Raw genomic sequence first — 14,739 nt, forward strand, 5'->3', positions numbered from 1 at the left:
TATTTATTTTATAATTTCAAAAGTAAAGAATCAAAATAATTTTAGAATAATAATTTCAAACGTTCAATTCCTTCTTTGAGAATCAATTTTACTCTTAATATGGGATGTTTTTGTGTTTTTTTCTATATGGATCTTAATAAAATTCTAGTTCCAGTAGATGGTTCGAAAAAATCCTTTGAAGCCCTAGATAGAGCAGTTACTCTTGCCGGATTTACACATGGCCACATTACTGCCATCAATGTAATTCCTCATGTTGCTGATGGAGGGCCAAGAACAAAGGCATTTGATAAACAATTGGTAGATGACGCAAAAATTGTTCTAAAAAAAGCAGAAAAACGTGTAGGAAACAAGAATGTAAAATTTACAACAAAAATTCTAAGAGGCTCTCCAGGACATGTTACATTACATACTGCAAAAACAGGAAAGTTTGATCACATTGTAATGAGTACAACTGGTTCAGGAACTGCAAGTAAAGATATGATTGGAAGTGTATCAAATCATGTACTTCAAAAGTCCAAAATCCCAGTATATTTGATTAAATAATTTGGAGAACTAGATTGTCTGATTTAATTTCCATTTTGAAAAAACCAATTACCATTGAAAAAACATCCTCTCTAAGTCATACTATTTCAGAACTATTGAAAAACAAAATCAGCAGATTGATTGTGACTGAAAATGGTACTTCTGTAGGAATAATCACAGAAAAAGACATTGGATTATTCTTACTTGAAGATGATTCTGAAAAGAATCTTGATGAAATCCCTGTATCTCAAATCATGCATATGCTTACCTCTGTAGATGAATCAATGTCTGTTGAGAAATGTATTGAAATAATGCTTGAAAAACAAATTGGCTCTTTGGGGGTTACATCAAACAGTCATGGGTTGATTGGAATAATTACAAAAACTGACATTGCTCAACATTATGTCCAAAAATATCCCAAAACACACACAGTTGGAGATGTGATGACGATATCTTACATCTCTATGAATCATGATTCAACTCTTAGACATGCAGTATCTGAAATGATTGACAAAAAAATATCTAGACTTTTTATAAAAAATGAAAATAATGAACCGCAAGGAATCATGACATTTCGTGATTTGTTTCATGTTGCATTAGAGCAAGGCAATACCGACTCTGTTTTAGATACTTCTGATCCTGCAATCTCTATAGTTTTTACAAGAAAAGGATTCCTTTCTGATTCAGGATTTGGAAATACTATACAAGCAAAAGATGTAATGACTAAAACTTTTGAATCTGTGAATTTTGATGAAGATCTTACAGTAGCTTGTGAAGAAATGATTCAAAATAGAATTAATGGTGTTGGAGTTAAGATTAATGGTAAACTCGGTGGTGTAGTATCTAAAACTGATATTCTAAAAGCCATTTACATAAATAACAATTCTAAATAATTTTTCACATGAGTGATTCAAAATTAAATCTTGATGAATATAATGAAAAGTGCAAGAACATTTTAGAAGATCCTGAAATTCTTTTTGCAGGGTTGTTGGATGGATTAGGTACTCTTTTAGCTGGGGGTTACAAACCAGGAACATGTTCGCGCTTGTCTGATGAACAACATCAAACCATTTGCGTTGAATTAGCATCACGAGTAACAAAAAGAAAAAAATTCAATTCTGAATTGGGCAATGTAAAATATTCTGCATCCCGACGTGATCGTGTGGTAATTATGAGTTTCCCTATTTCTGATATGGCTGTAATGATACTTGCTGAACCTCACATCAATATTGACCGATTTGCATTTAGAATTCTCTCAAAACTTGATAGACAGTGGGGAGAAAATTAAGAGTAAATTTGAATTTGATTTTAATTATTGAGGAATTTTTACTTTAAATTCAAAACCATCTTCATCTGATTTAAAATCAGTAGTAGCATGTTTTGCATCATTGAACATTTTGAAATAAATCATCCCATTGACATAGAGCCAATTATACCCCATGTCGCTATTTGCACAGACTATGGTTCTAACACCTTCGTTATCATCATAATACAAATGATGTCCATTTTGCTTGAACCAACTAGACATGGTTTGGGTCATTTCTTCAAATTTCAGCATTGGGGAGAACAACTGCATACATGATACCGTTGGTTGATATTTTGTTTCAATCCACTCATCTAACTCTTCCTTGGCAAATCTGTTGTACAATTGTTTCATTTCTTTTCGCTGAATGATCATGTCCTGACGTTTGAAGCACTTACCTAAGACATCGATGTGATTATTGATGATATTTTCTGCAGTTTTGGTAGGTGACAAATTTTGCTCTTGAGCTAGTTTCTTTATTGAATTTGCATGGTCTTTTGTAAATCGTAAACTAAATACTTCATCTTTAGTCTTATCTGACATTGGCTCTATCTGGGTATTTTTTCAATAAATACTCATCTGATAATATGGCCTGAATGCTTACTTTACATGGAAAAGCTTACATTTCCCGAATCCTATGAATTTAAAGTATGATTATGTCGTTTCATGACTTACAACATTTTGGGGGAGGCTCAATAAACTGACTTCTAAAATCTGTAAAAATTGTGGAAAAGAATTTGAAAATCGACAAAGTGACTTTTGTTCTCTAAAATGTGCATCTGAAAATCATGAAAAAGGAGTTTTGGACAAATAATGTTGTTATTTTCCTAAACATGCATCTCAATTTCTAAAACTCTAATAATTCGTCATACATCGTATAATCATTGGATTATGAGAATTTTTGTAAGCAAATTTTGGATGTAGACCCTAAAATCCGCTTTGCCACTGTATTTGATGAATGGTCAGTCAAGGTAGGAGGTGGGATGAGAGATGGTGTGGAAAGCTTACTTTCAGAACGTGCATCAAAAGAACTTGTTAATTTAGCAACCCTTGACTGGAAATCTAGAAAAGAAATGGCAAAAATGCTTGGTAAAACAAAATACACGTTAGCAGAATTTGACACGATTAAACGATTCTCATTTTATCTTGGTGATGATTACTTACTCCTTGTAAGTGCTGAAAAAGAATGTGATACCAATCTCATAGTTGATCAAGTGATCAAACTATATTACAAAAATCAAAATTGAATCTTTTTATGAGCAAACAATGAACTAGTAATATGGAATTAAAATCTGAAAAATCAATTATAGAATATTTAAAAAAATTACCCGATGATACTATAATCAAATACTATCTTGATGTGGAGTATAGCCCATTCCCTATTCTAGTCATTGAAGAGTATACTAGACGATTTAAAAGGAAAACCAAAAATGAAATTATTAAAGATCTTAAACTACAATCTCGACTTGCCAAAAAGAAAACAAAAGAGCTTGGTTCAATGGCAAAGAAACGAAAACTAGTTGATGATGTAACTCGGGAAAAATCTGAAGAAATTATTAAACAAGCAAAGAAAAAAGGTTATGAAATAAGTGAAAGACTAGCCTCTAGGGGAAGTATTCTGGGTTCAAAATTAAAAAAGAAAACAAAATCTGGAATTGAATCTGGAATGAAAGCAAAATCTCAACTAAAAACATCAAAACACAAAGATCTTGATTTGCTCAAAAAGCTTGGAGATTTACAAAAGGCAGGAATAATCACCAAAAAAGAATTTGAGGAAAAGAAAAAGAAAATCCTTTCTAAAATTTAGAAAATTAATTCAAAATTTTATTTGATATATTTTTTATTTTGAAAATAATAATAACTTCCAATTTGTATGTCGATTGGTCCTGCATCAAGGGCTTTCACTCCTTCCATTAGCACTAATTGATAGCCTTCTTTTGTAACTTTATCAAATTCTTCAAAAAATTGGGGCTCATATCCTTTTTTCTTCCATAATACTACTATTGCTTCAGTTTTTAGTTGAAGAACTTCTTTGCTGCGCCAAAGTGATTTGATTCTTTTTGCATGTCCTACAACTTGTTTTTTGTCTTCCTCAAATTCAGTATGAAGTTCTTTTTTTACTGTGTCTTTAGTTGATTTATTTGGTTTAGTTTTTTTAGAAAATTTTTCTTTTATTCCCATGACCTAATTCTATTTTTCTTGTTTTAATACATGTTGATTTGCTCTTAACTTTAACATCTAATTATTTTGTTTTAAATTATATTTTTATTCTAATCCCAAATCTCTTGAGAAAAGATTGAAAACTATTTCCAGCATCGCTTGTAACATTTGATTTTAAAGTATCTAGTTCTATCCACTCTATTTTTTTTATTGATTTAATTTTTTCTGAAATTTTAAATGATACAAGTATTGTCTTTTTATTCTTGGGAGTCGAGTTCCATTTTATTGCATATGCAATTTGTGATTTATCTTTAAATGAAACAGTGATATGTTGATTACTTCCATGATTGGATTTCTCAATTTTATTTGGATTTTTTAGAAAATTTTTGGCATAATTATGAAAACTTTCTAGGATCTCTATCATTATTTTGTTTTTTTCTTTTTCATTTGGTTCTTTTTTCTTTATGTTTTTACTTTTAATGACTGCTGGATTCCCTGCTGCAAAAACATTGTCTGGAATATTTTTTGTAATTACTGACCCTGCACCTATTATTGCATTTTTACCTATTATCACACCTGGCAATATCATAACATTCCATGGAATCCATGCATTATCTTTAATCGTAATTGGTGAAAATTTGTTGGGGTATCCTTTGAGAACATTTTGCCATGCTCCATGTGTGAATATTTGAGAGTATCCTCCAACTCCAACATTATTTTCTATAGTGATCTTTTTTGTTGGATTAAGATATGCTCGATAAAGTATGACGCAATCATTCCCTATGACAATTTCACTTTCTTCGCTTTGCATACCTCCGACAAAGACATTTCTATCAATTAGACAACGATCTCCAATACTAATTCCCTTGAATGAATTGATGACTGCTTGTTCTTTTATCTCTGATTTTTTGCCTATAGTAATTTCTCCATCTGAAAAAAGTTTACAATCTGTTAATACGCTATCTGCGTCAATAGTTACTTTCTTCGCTTTAATTATTACTCCATCTAGTTTTGCATTATCATGAATTATAATTTCTGATGCATCTATCTTAGAATTTTTCACTATCGCATTTTTTGCAATATTTTTTAATTTCTTCATAAATCCTCATTTCCTTGTAATTTCACTATTCTTCATCAATTCTCTTTTTTTTAAAAACTTGACTATTCAAATCCTGTTTTTTGTTTTAATACATTGTCTAATCTAATGTGAATGAAAAATAAGAAAAAATCCAACTAGTATGATGCTGGAGTTGCTCTTCCCGACATATGCTCAATGTCTGGGTCTAGAAATTCTTTCTATCAAATCACTATTCCTCTGGTCGACCATAGTCAATCCGTACCCACTAGTCGTGTTGAAAATCTAAATTTGGCTCTAAATTGGTCTTGTTTTGCTCTAGGATCTACATTTGGCTTGAATTCCATATACAAATCCACTCTTGGAACTAGGTGTGTTTTCTAGCTTTTGCTTATTTTGATATGGACTTTTTCACCTTTGTTTGAATTATTTTGATATATTGTTCTAGTCTTGTATCCTTGTTTTTGTAGACATCCATCCAAAACAGATACCCATGGCAATGAGTGTCCGCTATTTAGCTTAGATTCAACTGTAATGTTTTTTGTATTTGCTTTAAAATTAACATGACCTGAACATGTAATTTGCATTACGGCATCCATTATCTCAATTACATCGTCTAGAGATTTTGTTTTTAATGAAATTCCATTCTTTTCTAACAGTTTGAACATGTCAGCTTCTGGTTTTTTTGATACCATTGAAGAATTTAGCATATACATCAAACCAGATTCGTTTACTGTTTTGATAATTTTATAAATTTCTTGGGCTTCTGCTTTTGTCATGTCTGCAAGAGCTTTGGTCTTTATTGCGTTTTTCCAAATATTTGAAAACATTTTTTCTTGATTTATGCCTAAAATTTCAGTAGATGAAAAGATGGCACCTTTTCCATTGTCATTATTTATCATCATTAATTCAGCTTCATCAAAAATGAAACAATTTTGTGCAATATCTGAGGCTCTAATTTCGACTCCATCTGGTATTGCCCTATATGCTTCAGAACAAATTTGAGTTGGAGCAACAAGTATCTTTACGTCTAAATTTCTACGTAACACTGATAACATCTGTTCTTTACATTCTGCCAGCAATCCGAATCCCCATTGATCAGTCATGATCTTGATTGATGATTTTGAACCTTCAATCATTGTTTGAAGTTGTAATAAAACATTATTTGCACTCAAATGAAAATATCTTTTTTCTTCTGAACCTCTAGACTTTCTGCTTTCCTCACTTGCTTTCTTCAAGTTAGAAATTAAAGCGTTCATTGCATTTACTTTGTTAATTTGCTCATGGATGATTCCATCAAATGCATCTTCTGGAGCAATAGCTGTACACATAATGGGTTTACTTTTTGAAATGATGACTAGTTTTTTATTTTCTAATTTTAATAATGTTGGATAGATTTTTGTTCGTGGAATTTCAGAATAATAGGCTAACTCACTTGCTGAAATAGTACCTTTTGCAATGAGTGCTACATAGGCTTGGGCTTCATACTTGCTTAACCCAAATTCTTCTAGGCTGACTGTTAAAACGTGCTCATTTATCATAATATTACTTGATTTGTTATTAGGTAAAATTGAGAGCTAAATTCCTTTACACAAATACTCAAAAAAAATCAAAATTGTATCTGCAGATGGGTGTAACTGTGGTTACTAAATAATTTGATACACCGTCCTGATATACAAAATCTTGAAGTCCTAGTTGGTATGTTGGTAAAATATGATGTCAATCCATTAGAAATTGAAAATATATCTCATTCTGTAACTCTTGTTCCAAGATTAGAATATTCTGTAAATCTATTAGATGAAATAATTGATATTCTAAATGAAAAACAAATTAAATTAAAAGAATCAAACAAGGAATTATTTAATGATTTTGACGAATCTGACAAAATTCATGTGGAATCTTTAAAACTTGAGCATCTTGTGACTTATTCTTTGAATATTTTACAACAAGTAAAAAAGAACATGAAACGTATCTCAAATGTAAGTAGTATTCCTGAAGTACTGCCTTCATCAATTCCTATGATTCGAACAGTCAGTGCTAAATTATTTGATATAATTCCTGTGTGTAGTCAAAAATTATCTGAAATATCTGTTCATTTAGGAAGCATTGTGCTTGATTCTGCTGCTTTAACTACTGCAAGTTTTGATTTTAGTCAATCAAATAATGAATCCTCGACTTCACTTAATGAAGTAAAATTGATGGTAGACTCTAAATTAAGTAAGCAGTACCCTAATCTTGATTTTTTTAAACTATGCAACACTTGATATGTTAAATCAAAAACGAGATTTTTCAAAGGATATAGAACGAATTAGGTCCATCTCTTCTAAAATTGATAAAAAATTATCTGAGGTTAAATCTTCAGATGATTCTAAAATTGATAAACTTTCATTAGAAGAATTACAAGATTTAGATAAAATTGTAGGAATTGCTGATTTTATGATGTGTAAATATGCTGATAAAAAAGATATGCGCTCAATTTTGAAACATTTCACCTCTATAATCAATGAGACTGCAAGCTCTTTGGTTGATTTGGATGATGAAGTATCTGAATTAATTCTGTCTGCTGAGGATTCTATTAACAAGGTCAAAGATATGCATACTAATATTTCAGAAAAATCTGATTTTAAAAAAAAATATCTTGACGGACCTGAGTATGATGAGCATGAAACAAGTGGAATTAATTTAACCAATTTTGTGACAGAGATTAACACCGTAGAATACCAACAAAATTCTCGAGAAGATACTGCGTAGGTAATTAGAATGAGTTTAGCCCCCCAAGAATTAGAAAACACAGCAAGCAAATATGCTTCTGAAGCCATCAAATTTGATTCCCAAGGTGCTCGTGGCATGGCAATCACACATTATCAACAAGCAATTGATGCTCTAGTGAAACTATTACAATTATATCCTACCAGCAAACTAAATCAAATTTACAAAGAACGATGTAACTCTTACCATGGTAGAATCAATGCATTACAACAGGCTCATGGTGTTGAGCCTGCAGTTGATCCTAAAGCTTCTGAATCAGATCAAAAGAAATCTGTTCAGCGACAAGAAAATGAAAATGATTTTGAAGAATTAATAATGAAAGAAAAACCTGATGTTACTTGGGATCAAGTCATTGGTTTAGATGATGCAAAAAGTGCTTTGCGTGAATCTATTGTTTATCCAACTAAAAGACCTGATTTATTTCCTCTTGGATGGCCAAAAGGAATGCTATTGTATGGTCCACCTGGAACTGGAAAAACTATGCTTGCAGCAGCGACTGCAAATGAAATGGATGGATATTTCATCAATGTTGATGCCTCATCCATGATGAGTAAATGGTTGGGTGAAGCAGAAAAAAATGTTTCAAAATTATTTGCTATGGCAAGACAATATGCTGAGAAAGAAGGAAAACCTGTTATTTTGTTTGTAGATGAAGTTGATTCACTATTAGGTTCTAGAAATAGTGAAGTTGGTGGAGAGGTGAGAACTAAAAATCAATTTTTAACTGAAATGGATGGTGTTAATGGTAAAGGAAAAGACTTGATGCTGTATGTAATTGGTGCAACAAACAAACCTTGGAGTCTTGACTGGCCATTTCTTAGAAGATTCCAAAAAAGAATCTATGTGTCATTACCTACCCAAGCCGCAAGAGAGAATCTCTTTGAACAATATACTGAAAAATTGAATAAAAGTATGAGAATTAACAATACTGATCTAGCAAAATTATTTGATGGATATAGTGCAAGCGATATCAAAGATGTATGTCAAGCAGCACAAATTAAAACTGTTCATGAAATTTTTGATTCGCCTGATTATCATGAGCCAGTTGAAGGTGAAGAACCACTACAACCTAGAGCGCTTACAACTGCTGATTTCAAAAATATTATGGAAAGAAGAAAACCAAGTGTGTCGACAGAAATGATTCGTGCTTATCACAAGTGGAGCGAAGAGTTCCAAGCCCTTTAGACGAGCGATCAAAAAAATTTCTTTTTCTTACGCACAAAACTTAAATTCACATTCTTGCGGACTTAACGAGGGTCACAATTACTACAAAGAAATCAATCCACGCAAAAAAGTTTGCAAAACTAGTTTTTGATGATGGTACTATTCTTGATGGTGATGGTTTTGGTTATTCAACTACTGTTTTTGGTGAAATTGTCTTTAACACTGGAATGGTTGGATATACAGAAGCTCTGACTGATCCTTCTTACAGTGGTCAAATTCTTACCTTAACATATCCTCTTGTTGGGAATTATGGTGTCCCCGATCCATCTATAGTTGATGAGGATGGAATTCCAAAATTCTTCGAATCAAGCAAAATCCAGGCAAGGGGGTTGGTTGTGCATGAACTATCCCTTACTGCAAGTCATTGGAACCTTTCGATGACTTTAGATGAATGGATGTATAATGAGAAAATTCCTGGAATATCTGGAATTGATACTAGAGAATTAACTAAAAAACTTAGAACTAGTGGAGTCATGATGGCAGCTCTTGTCGTATCTGATTCTGAAATTGATGTGGACGAAATAAAAAAGCAATTAGAATCTGCACCTCATTATGATTCCGAGCAATTTATGGATGATGTTTCTACCAAAGAAGAAAAAATTTATGGTGATGATGAGAACACTGTAGTAGTAATTGATACAGGTGCAAAACATGCAATTCTTAGAAATGTTCGTGATATTGGATACAAAGTTGTTTTGCTTCCTTGGAATACTACTTATGAAAAAATAATGTCTTACAATCCAAAAGGAATTGTTCTTAGTAGTGGCCCTGGTGATCCTCAAAAATGTCCTGACACAATTGATGTAGTTAAAAAATTAATTCAAGATAATGTTCCAACCCTTGGAATTTGTCTTGGTGCTCAAATTATTGGTATTGCAGGAAACACTGAAACTTACAAACTAAAGTATGGACATCGTGGACAAAACAAACCTTGTGTCAATTTAGAAAATAACCAAGTCTATGTAACTAGTCAGAATCATGGTTATGGAATCAAACCTGAATCCTTGGACAAATCTGATTTTAATTTATGGTTTACAAATGCCGATGACAAAACTGTTGAAGGAATTAAACACAAAACAAAGAACTGCATTGCAGTCCAATTCCATCCTGAAGCTGCACCTGGACCATATGATTGCAAATTTGTCTTTGAAGAGCTAAAACAACTAATGGAGAAAAACTAATGCCAAAAAATGAATCTCTAAAGAAAATCCTTGTTCTTGGTAGTGGTGCAATTAAAATTGGTGAAGCTGGTGAATTTGATTATTCGGGAAGTCAATGTCTTAAAGCAATTCAGGAAGATGGAATCAAAAGCGTTCTCATCAATCCAAATATTGCAACTATACAAACTGATACGCGGTTTGCCGACCAAGTCTATCTTTTACCTGTCACACCTGATTATGTAGAATCTATCATAGAAAAAGAAAGGCCTGATGGAATCATGTTGGCGTATGGTGGCCAAACTGCTTTGAATTGTGGGGTCAAACTAGAAGAAGCTGGAATTTTACAAAAATATGGTGTAAATGTCCTTGGTACTCAGGTTCCTGGAATTAAAAGAACTGAGGATAGGCAACTTTTCAAGGATTCTATGAAGGAATGCGGTGTTCCTGTACTCAAAAGTAAAACTGTCACCAATTTTGAAGATGCCAAAAAGATTGCAGAAGAGCTTACCTATCCTGTGATTGTCCGTGTGGCGTATACTCTTGGAGGTCGAGGTGGAGGTGTTGCTCATAATGAAATTGAACTTCACGAAATTGTTGAAAGAGGAATCAAAGCATCCATGGTTGGTCAAGTTTTAGTTGAAGAATACATTGGTCATTGGAAACAAATTGAATATGAAATTATGCAAGATTATGATGGAAATAATGTAATTGTGTGTAATATGGAAAATGTCCTTTCAATGAAAGTTCACACTGGTGACAACATTGTAGTTGCTCCTTCTCAAACAATTAACAACCACGAATATCATATGTTACGTACAGCTGGTTTACGTGCAACCAAACATGTTGGAATAGTCGGTGAATGTAATATTCAATATGCACTTGATACTGTTTCTGATAGATTTGTTGCAATTGAAATTAATCCTCGACTTTCTCGTTCTTCTGCTCTTGCAAGTAAGGCAACAGGATATCCTCTGGCATACATGTCCGCAAAGATTGGATTAGGCTATAATTTGTCTGAACTAGTAAATAGAATTACAAAAAATACTACTGCATGTTTTGAACCTTCGCTTGATTACATTGTATGTAAACATCCTAGATGGGATTTCGCAAAATTTGAACTAGTAAATCCAAAACTTGGTCCTACTATGAAATCTGTTGGTGAAGTAATGGCAGTTGGTAGAACATTTGAAGAATCTTTACAAAAAGCAATTAGGATGCTTGATATTGGAAATGATGGATTGGTGTTAAATCGCACCACCGGTAAATCATACACTGAAGAAGAGATTGAAGAAAAATTATCTCATCATGATGACAAGATTTTGTACAATGTTGCAATTGCACTAAAGATGGGGCTTTCAGTTGATAAAATCTATTCACTATCATCAATTGATCCTTGGTTTATTGAAAAAATTAAAAATATTGTAGAAATGGAGTCTGAAATAAAATCCAAAACTCTTGATGTGTCCTTGATGCGTGATGCCAAGCAACTAGGCTTTGCAGATAAGCAGATTGCAAGAGCTATAGAAAAAACCCCTGATGAGGTACGTAATTTACGCAAGAAAATGGGAGTTGTGCCTGCAGTCAAGCAAATTGACACGCTTGCAGCTGAATGGCCTGCAGTAACTAACTATCTGTATATGACCTATGGAGGATCTTCCAATGATATTCAAATTCCGTCTGATGAAAAAGGTGTGGTTGTAGTAGGTGCTGGTCCCTATAGAATTGGTAGTAGTGTTGAATTTGATTGGGGAACTGTTAACATGGTTTGGGGCTTGCAAGAAAATGGTGAGAAAAATGTTTCAGTAGTTAACTGTAATCCTGAAACTGTTTCTACTGATTATGATATTTGTACAAGATTATACTTTGAAGAAATTACTCAAGAAAGACTGCTTGACATTTCTGACTTTGAAAATCCTAAAGGTGTTATTACATGTGTTGGCGGGCAAACTGCAAATAACTTAACTCCTGGACTTGCAGAACATGGAATCAACATTATGGGAACTGCAGCACATGATGTCGATAGAGCTGAAGACCGTTCAAAGTTTAGTGCAGAACTTGATAAACTTCATATTAAACAACCCCGATGGCAGGCATTTTCAAATCTTAGCGAAGCAAAAAGTTTTGCACAAGATGTTGGTTTTCCTGTGATTGTTAGACCTTCATATGTTTTATCAGGAGCTGCGATGAAAGTTGTTTGGTCTCAAGAGGAATTAAAAACATATGTTAAAGAGGCAACTGATGTTTCCCCTGATCATCCTGTTGTGATTTCTAAATTTATGTTAAACTCACTTGAAGTAGATGTTGATGGAGTCAGTAATGGTAAAGAAGTTGTAATTGGTGCTATTGTTGAACATATTGACAGTGCTGGTGTCCATTCTGGAGATGCAATGATGTGTATTCCACCATGGCGTCTTAGTAACAAAACAATCGACACCATAAATGAATACACTAAAAAAATTGCTCTAACATTTAATGTAAAAGGCCCATTTAATTTGCAATTTTTAGTTCACGATGATCATGTCTATGTGATTGAATTGAATATCAGAGCGTCTCGTTCCATGCCATTTGTTTCAAAATTAGTTAAAACAAATCTAATTTCCTTAGCTGCCAAAGCAATTTTGGATAAACCTCTGCCTAAAATCCCTGAAAATAAATGGCAAAAAATCCCTAATTATGGAATAAAGGTCCCGCAATTTTCATTTATGGCACTTGATGGTGCTGATATTTCATTGGGTGTTGAAATGCAATCTACTGGTGAGGCTGCATGCTTTGGAAATAGTTTCTATGATGCTTTATCCAAAGGATTGACTTCTGTTGGATATAATCTTCCAGCAAAAGGAACTGCTCTTGTTACAGTAGGTGGTGCAGAGAACAAAGAAAAACTTGTAGCATCAATAGCCAAACTAAAACAATTGGGATTCAAAATTCTAGCAACTGAACATACTGCAGAATTCTTTGAAGAAAAAATAGGTGAAGTTGAAATTGTTCACAAAATATCTGAACCAGACAGAAAACCAAATATTTCTGATTTATTATATGATCGAAAGATAGATTTCATCATAAATATCCCCAGTACTTCTACTTTAGAAAAATATGTTGGAATGCTTGATGATGAATATCAAATTAGACGTAAATCATTGGAGTTAGGAATTCCAGTTCTCACTACTTTGGAATTGGCTGACTCTTTTGTTAAAACACTAGAATGGCTAAGAGACAATGAAACAACCAAAGATCCTATAGAGCCTTACGATAATTATGATTAATTTTAAAAAACATAAACACAAGTATTCTATGAAATAACATATGGCAAAAAAATTCTCTGATGATGAACTCGATGAAGTTCTAAGTAAGATTGTGAAATTTGATACTGATGGAATTCGTTTTATTCATTTGAAAAATAGTGTAAAGAAAAATTTTGTGAAAATAAAGATTGCAGAGTTTAAACTAAAAGATATTTTAGTTTTTTTAGATGAAAATAGTCTTGTACAGAGAATTCCGTTTGATGACAAACCTGGATTTCATGATTTAACTCTCTACAGAATATCTGACAAGGGCAGAGATTTAATTGCAAAGTTTATTCGTGATCCTAATGATGATTGGAATAAAAGTAGCTATTCCTCTAATGTGTTCTGTCAAAATTGTGGACATTCATATGAAATTCGTATTTCATATTCAAAAACTGTAAAAACATGGGCAAAATCAGAAAGATGTCCAAATTGTGCTATGAAAGGCACTCTTGAAACAAAAACAATTTGATTAAATCACTTGTTTGATGTTTGATTCGTTTCCAATTATTGTTCCATCCAATGTTATAATTTTTGCTTTGGATATTTCTTTAATTTTGTTAATGATTGGTGAGATAGATTTTTTGTATTGTTTTCTATGTGTTGCATAGAAATATTTGTTAAATGATGGCATTATTGTTATTTCAATCTCTCCAGTTTTATTTGGAAAAATATTTTCTTTTTCAGTTTTAATTGAAACCCATACTCTTTGACCGTTGATGATTGAATCTTCTTGAAAAAATACTGGATGAAGATGGCCCATAATGATTTTATCTACATGCGAAAAGTTTTCTGAGGGCATTGTATGTCCATGTGTTAACAAAATATTTTCTTCAACCATTCCTGTAGAGCTCATCATTGAAATATTGTCTGGAACTAGTTGCTGAATATTTGCATCATGATTTCCAGGAATTAAAATCACATCGCATTTTTCTTTAATTTTTTTAAAAAATAATGGAACTTCATTCCATTCATTTCTTGATATGCTTTTAATACTTGATTTAACATCCCCTAACAAGATTATTGAATCTGGTTTTTCTGTATCAATTATTTCAGATAATTCATGAATTAATTCGTTAATTGTTGAATTTTTACCTATGAAAATTTCATTTGCAGCCATACTGTTTTCAAATCCAATGTGGATGTCTGTAACTATGAGATTCTTTTTCTCTCCTTCTAAAACCATAACTGGTTTTGATGGAACTATCCTTGTTTGTAACATCAAAGTTATACTGTAGATAT

Annotated in this window: 16 protein-coding genes; 11 read left to right on the forward strand and 5 right to left on the reverse strand. The window is 32.5% G+C overall.

The window, feature by feature from the left end; genetic code table 11:
* The first annotated feature begins 126 nt into the window (after positions 1-126).
* Genes C5F47_RS03055 through C5F47_RS03065 form a run of 3 tightly spaced genes read left to right on the forward strand, consistent with a single transcriptional unit; the run spans position 127 to position 1,810 of the window.
* Positions 127-543 carry a universal stress protein gene (locus C5F47_RS03055; protein WP_179361437.1) on the forward strand — a complete coding sequence of 139 codons (417 nt, stop codon included), beginning with the start codon at positions 127-129 and terminating at the stop codon, positions 541-543.
* Between the two features lie 14 nt (positions 544-557).
* On the forward strand, positions 558-1,415 hold the full coding sequence (locus tag C5F47_RS03060; protein WP_179361438.1) for a CBS domain-containing protein: 858 nt from the start codon (positions 558-560) through the stop codon (positions 1,413-1,415).
* A gap of 8 nt (positions 1,416-1,423) precedes the next feature.
* Positions 1,424-1,810: a DUF6659 family protein gene (locus tag C5F47_RS03065; protein WP_179361439.1), complete on the forward strand. Its 387-nt coding sequence runs from the start codon at positions 1,424-1,426 to the stop codon at positions 1,808-1,810.
* A 24-nt stretch (positions 1,811-1,834) separates the two neighbouring features.
* Here the strand turns inward: C5F47_RS03065 and C5F47_RS03070 are convergent, their stop codons facing one another.
* A complete protein-coding gene (locus C5F47_RS03070; RefSeq protein ID WP_179361440.1) occupies positions 1,835-2,368 on the reverse strand; it encodes a hypothetical protein in 534 nt (177 codons plus the stop codon).
* Between the two features lie 341 nt (positions 2,369-2,709).
* Here C5F47_RS03070 and C5F47_RS03075 point away from each other — a divergent pair, with 341 nt between their 5' ends.
* Positions 2,710-3,072, forward strand: coding sequence for a DUF6659 family protein (locus C5F47_RS03075; RefSeq protein WP_179361441.1), 363 nt, complete (start codon positions 2,710-2,712; stop codon positions 3,070-3,072).
* 32 nt (positions 3,073-3,104) lie between these two features.
* Positions 3,105-3,632: a hypothetical protein gene (locus tag C5F47_RS03080; protein ID WP_179361442.1), complete on the forward strand. Its 528-nt coding sequence runs from the start codon at positions 3,105-3,107 to the stop codon at positions 3,630-3,632.
* Between the two features lie 17 nt (positions 3,633-3,649).
* On the opposite strand, the gene C5F47_RS03085 is transcribed toward C5F47_RS03080, so the two are convergent.
* From C5F47_RS03085 to C5F47_RS03095, 3 genes are all read right to left on the reverse strand, one after another.
* The gene (locus tag C5F47_RS03085; protein ID WP_179361443.1) at positions 3,650-4,006 is read right to left on the reverse strand and encodes a hypothetical protein; all 357 of its coding nucleotides are present in this window, start codon (positions 4,004-4,006) and stop codon (positions 3,650-3,652) included.
* A gap of 76 nt (positions 4,007-4,082) precedes the next feature.
* Positions 4,083-5,084 (reverse strand): acyltransferase, encoded by a 1,002-nt coding sequence (locus C5F47_RS03090; RefSeq protein WP_218841256.1) that lies wholly within the window; start codon positions 5,082-5,084, stop codon positions 4,083-4,085.
* 356 nt (positions 5,085-5,440) lie between these two features.
* Complete coding sequence (locus C5F47_RS03095; protein ID WP_179361444.1) at positions 5,441-6,601, reverse strand: TrmB family transcriptional regulator; 1,161 nt, start codon at positions 6,599-6,601, stop codon at positions 5,441-5,443.
* Between the two features lie 159 nt (positions 6,602-6,760).
* On the opposite strand from C5F47_RS03095, the gene C5F47_RS03100 reads away from it, so the two are divergent.
* The 6 genes from C5F47_RS03100 to C5F47_RS03125 all read left to right on the forward strand — a co-directional run bounded on the left by C5F47_RS03100 (position 6,761) and on the right by C5F47_RS03125 (position 13,969).
* The gene (locus tag C5F47_RS03100; protein WP_179361762.1) at positions 6,761-7,324 is read left to right on the forward strand and encodes a hypothetical protein; all 564 of its coding nucleotides are present in this window, start codon (positions 6,761-6,763) and stop codon (positions 7,322-7,324) included.
* Positions 7,296-7,811 carry a hypothetical protein gene (locus C5F47_RS03105; RefSeq protein WP_246271164.1) on the forward strand — a complete coding sequence of 172 codons (516 nt, stop codon included), beginning with the start codon at positions 7,296-7,298 and terminating at the stop codon, positions 7,809-7,811. Before C5F47_RS03100 ends, C5F47_RS03105 begins: the two co-directional genes overlap by 29 nt.
* 9 nt (positions 7,812-7,820) lie before the next feature.
* Positions 7,821-9,014, forward strand: a complete 1,194-nt coding sequence (locus C5F47_RS03110; protein ID WP_179361445.1) for an AAA family ATPase — start codon at positions 7,821-7,823, stop codon at positions 9,012-9,014.
* 95 nt (positions 9,015-9,109) lie between these two features.
* The gene (gene carA / locus C5F47_RS03115; RefSeq protein WP_179361763.1) at positions 9,110-10,234 is read left to right on the forward strand and encodes a glutamine-hydrolyzing carbamoyl-phosphate synthase small subunit; all 1,125 of its coding nucleotides are present in this window, start codon (positions 9,110-9,112) and stop codon (positions 10,232-10,234) included.
* Complete coding sequence (gene carB, locus C5F47_RS03120; protein ID WP_179361446.1) at positions 10,234-13,476, forward strand: carbamoyl-phosphate synthase (glutamine-hydrolyzing) large subunit; 3,243 nt, start codon at positions 10,234-10,236, stop codon at positions 13,474-13,476. The genes carA and carB overlap by 1 nt, the downstream gene beginning before the upstream one ends.
* A 40-nt stretch (positions 13,477-13,516) precedes the next feature.
* Positions 13,517-13,969, forward strand: a complete 453-nt coding sequence (locus tag C5F47_RS03125) for a hypothetical protein (RefSeq protein WP_179361447.1) — start codon at positions 13,517-13,519, stop codon at positions 13,967-13,969.
* Here the strand turns inward: C5F47_RS03125 and C5F47_RS03130 are convergent, their stop codons facing one another.
* Positions 13,970-14,719: a metallophosphoesterase gene (locus C5F47_RS03130; protein ID WP_179361448.1), complete on the reverse strand. Its 750-nt coding sequence runs from the start codon at positions 14,717-14,719 to the stop codon at positions 13,970-13,972.
* Positions 14,720-14,739: the final 20 nt, after the last annotated feature.

This window comes from Nitrosopumilus cobalaminigenes, from assembly GCF_013407145.1.
Classification (GTDB): Archaea; Thermoproteota; Nitrososphaeria; order Nitrososphaerales; family Nitrosopumilaceae; genus Nitrosopumilus; species Nitrosopumilus cobalaminigenes.

Bases quoted from the DNA above. Each gene is read 5' to 3' on its own strand.
- C5F47_RS03065 (WP_179361439.1), top strand. From the start codon at position 1,424: ATGAGTGATTCAAAATTAAATCTTGATGAATATAATGAAAAGTGCAAG.
- C5F47_RS03070 (WP_179361440.1), bottom strand. From the start codon at position 2,368: ATGTCAGATAAGACTAAAGATGAAGTATTTAGTTTACGATTTACAAAA.
- C5F47_RS03085 (WP_179361443.1), bottom strand. From the start codon at position 4,006: ATGGGAATAAAAGAAAAATTTTCTAAAAAAACTAAACCAAATAAATCA.
- C5F47_RS03125 (WP_179361447.1), top strand. From the start codon at position 13,517: ATGGCAAAAAAATTCTCTGATGATGAACTCGATGAAGTTCTAAGTAAG.
- C5F47_RS03090 (WP_218841256.1), bottom strand. From the start codon at position 5,084: ATGAAGAAATTAAAAAATATTGCAAAAAATGCGATAGTGAAAAATTCT.
- C5F47_RS03095 (WP_179361444.1), bottom strand. From the start codon at position 6,601: ATGATAAATGAGCACGTTTTAACAGTCAGCCTAGAAGAATTTGGGTTA.
- C5F47_RS03110 (WP_179361445.1), top strand. From the start codon at position 7,821: ATGAGTTTAGCCCCCCAAGAATTAGAAAACACAGCAAGCAAATATGCT.
- C5F47_RS03130 (WP_179361448.1), bottom strand. From the start codon at position 14,719: ATGTTACAAACAAGGATAGTTCCATCAAAACCAGTTATGGTTTTAGAA.
- carB (WP_179361446.1), top strand. From the start codon at position 10,234: ATGCCAAAAAATGAATCTCTAAAGAAAATCCTTGTTCTTGGTAGTGGT.
- C5F47_RS03080 (WP_179361442.1), top strand. From the start codon at position 3,105: ATGGAATTAAAATCTGAAAAATCAATTATAGAATATTTAAAAAAATTA.
- C5F47_RS03100 (WP_179361762.1), top strand. From the start codon at position 6,761: ATGTTGGTAAAATATGATGTCAATCCATTAGAAATTGAAAATATATCT.
- C5F47_RS03055 (WP_179361437.1), top strand. From the start codon at position 127: ATGGATCTTAATAAAATTCTAGTTCCAGTAGATGGTTCGAAAAAATCC.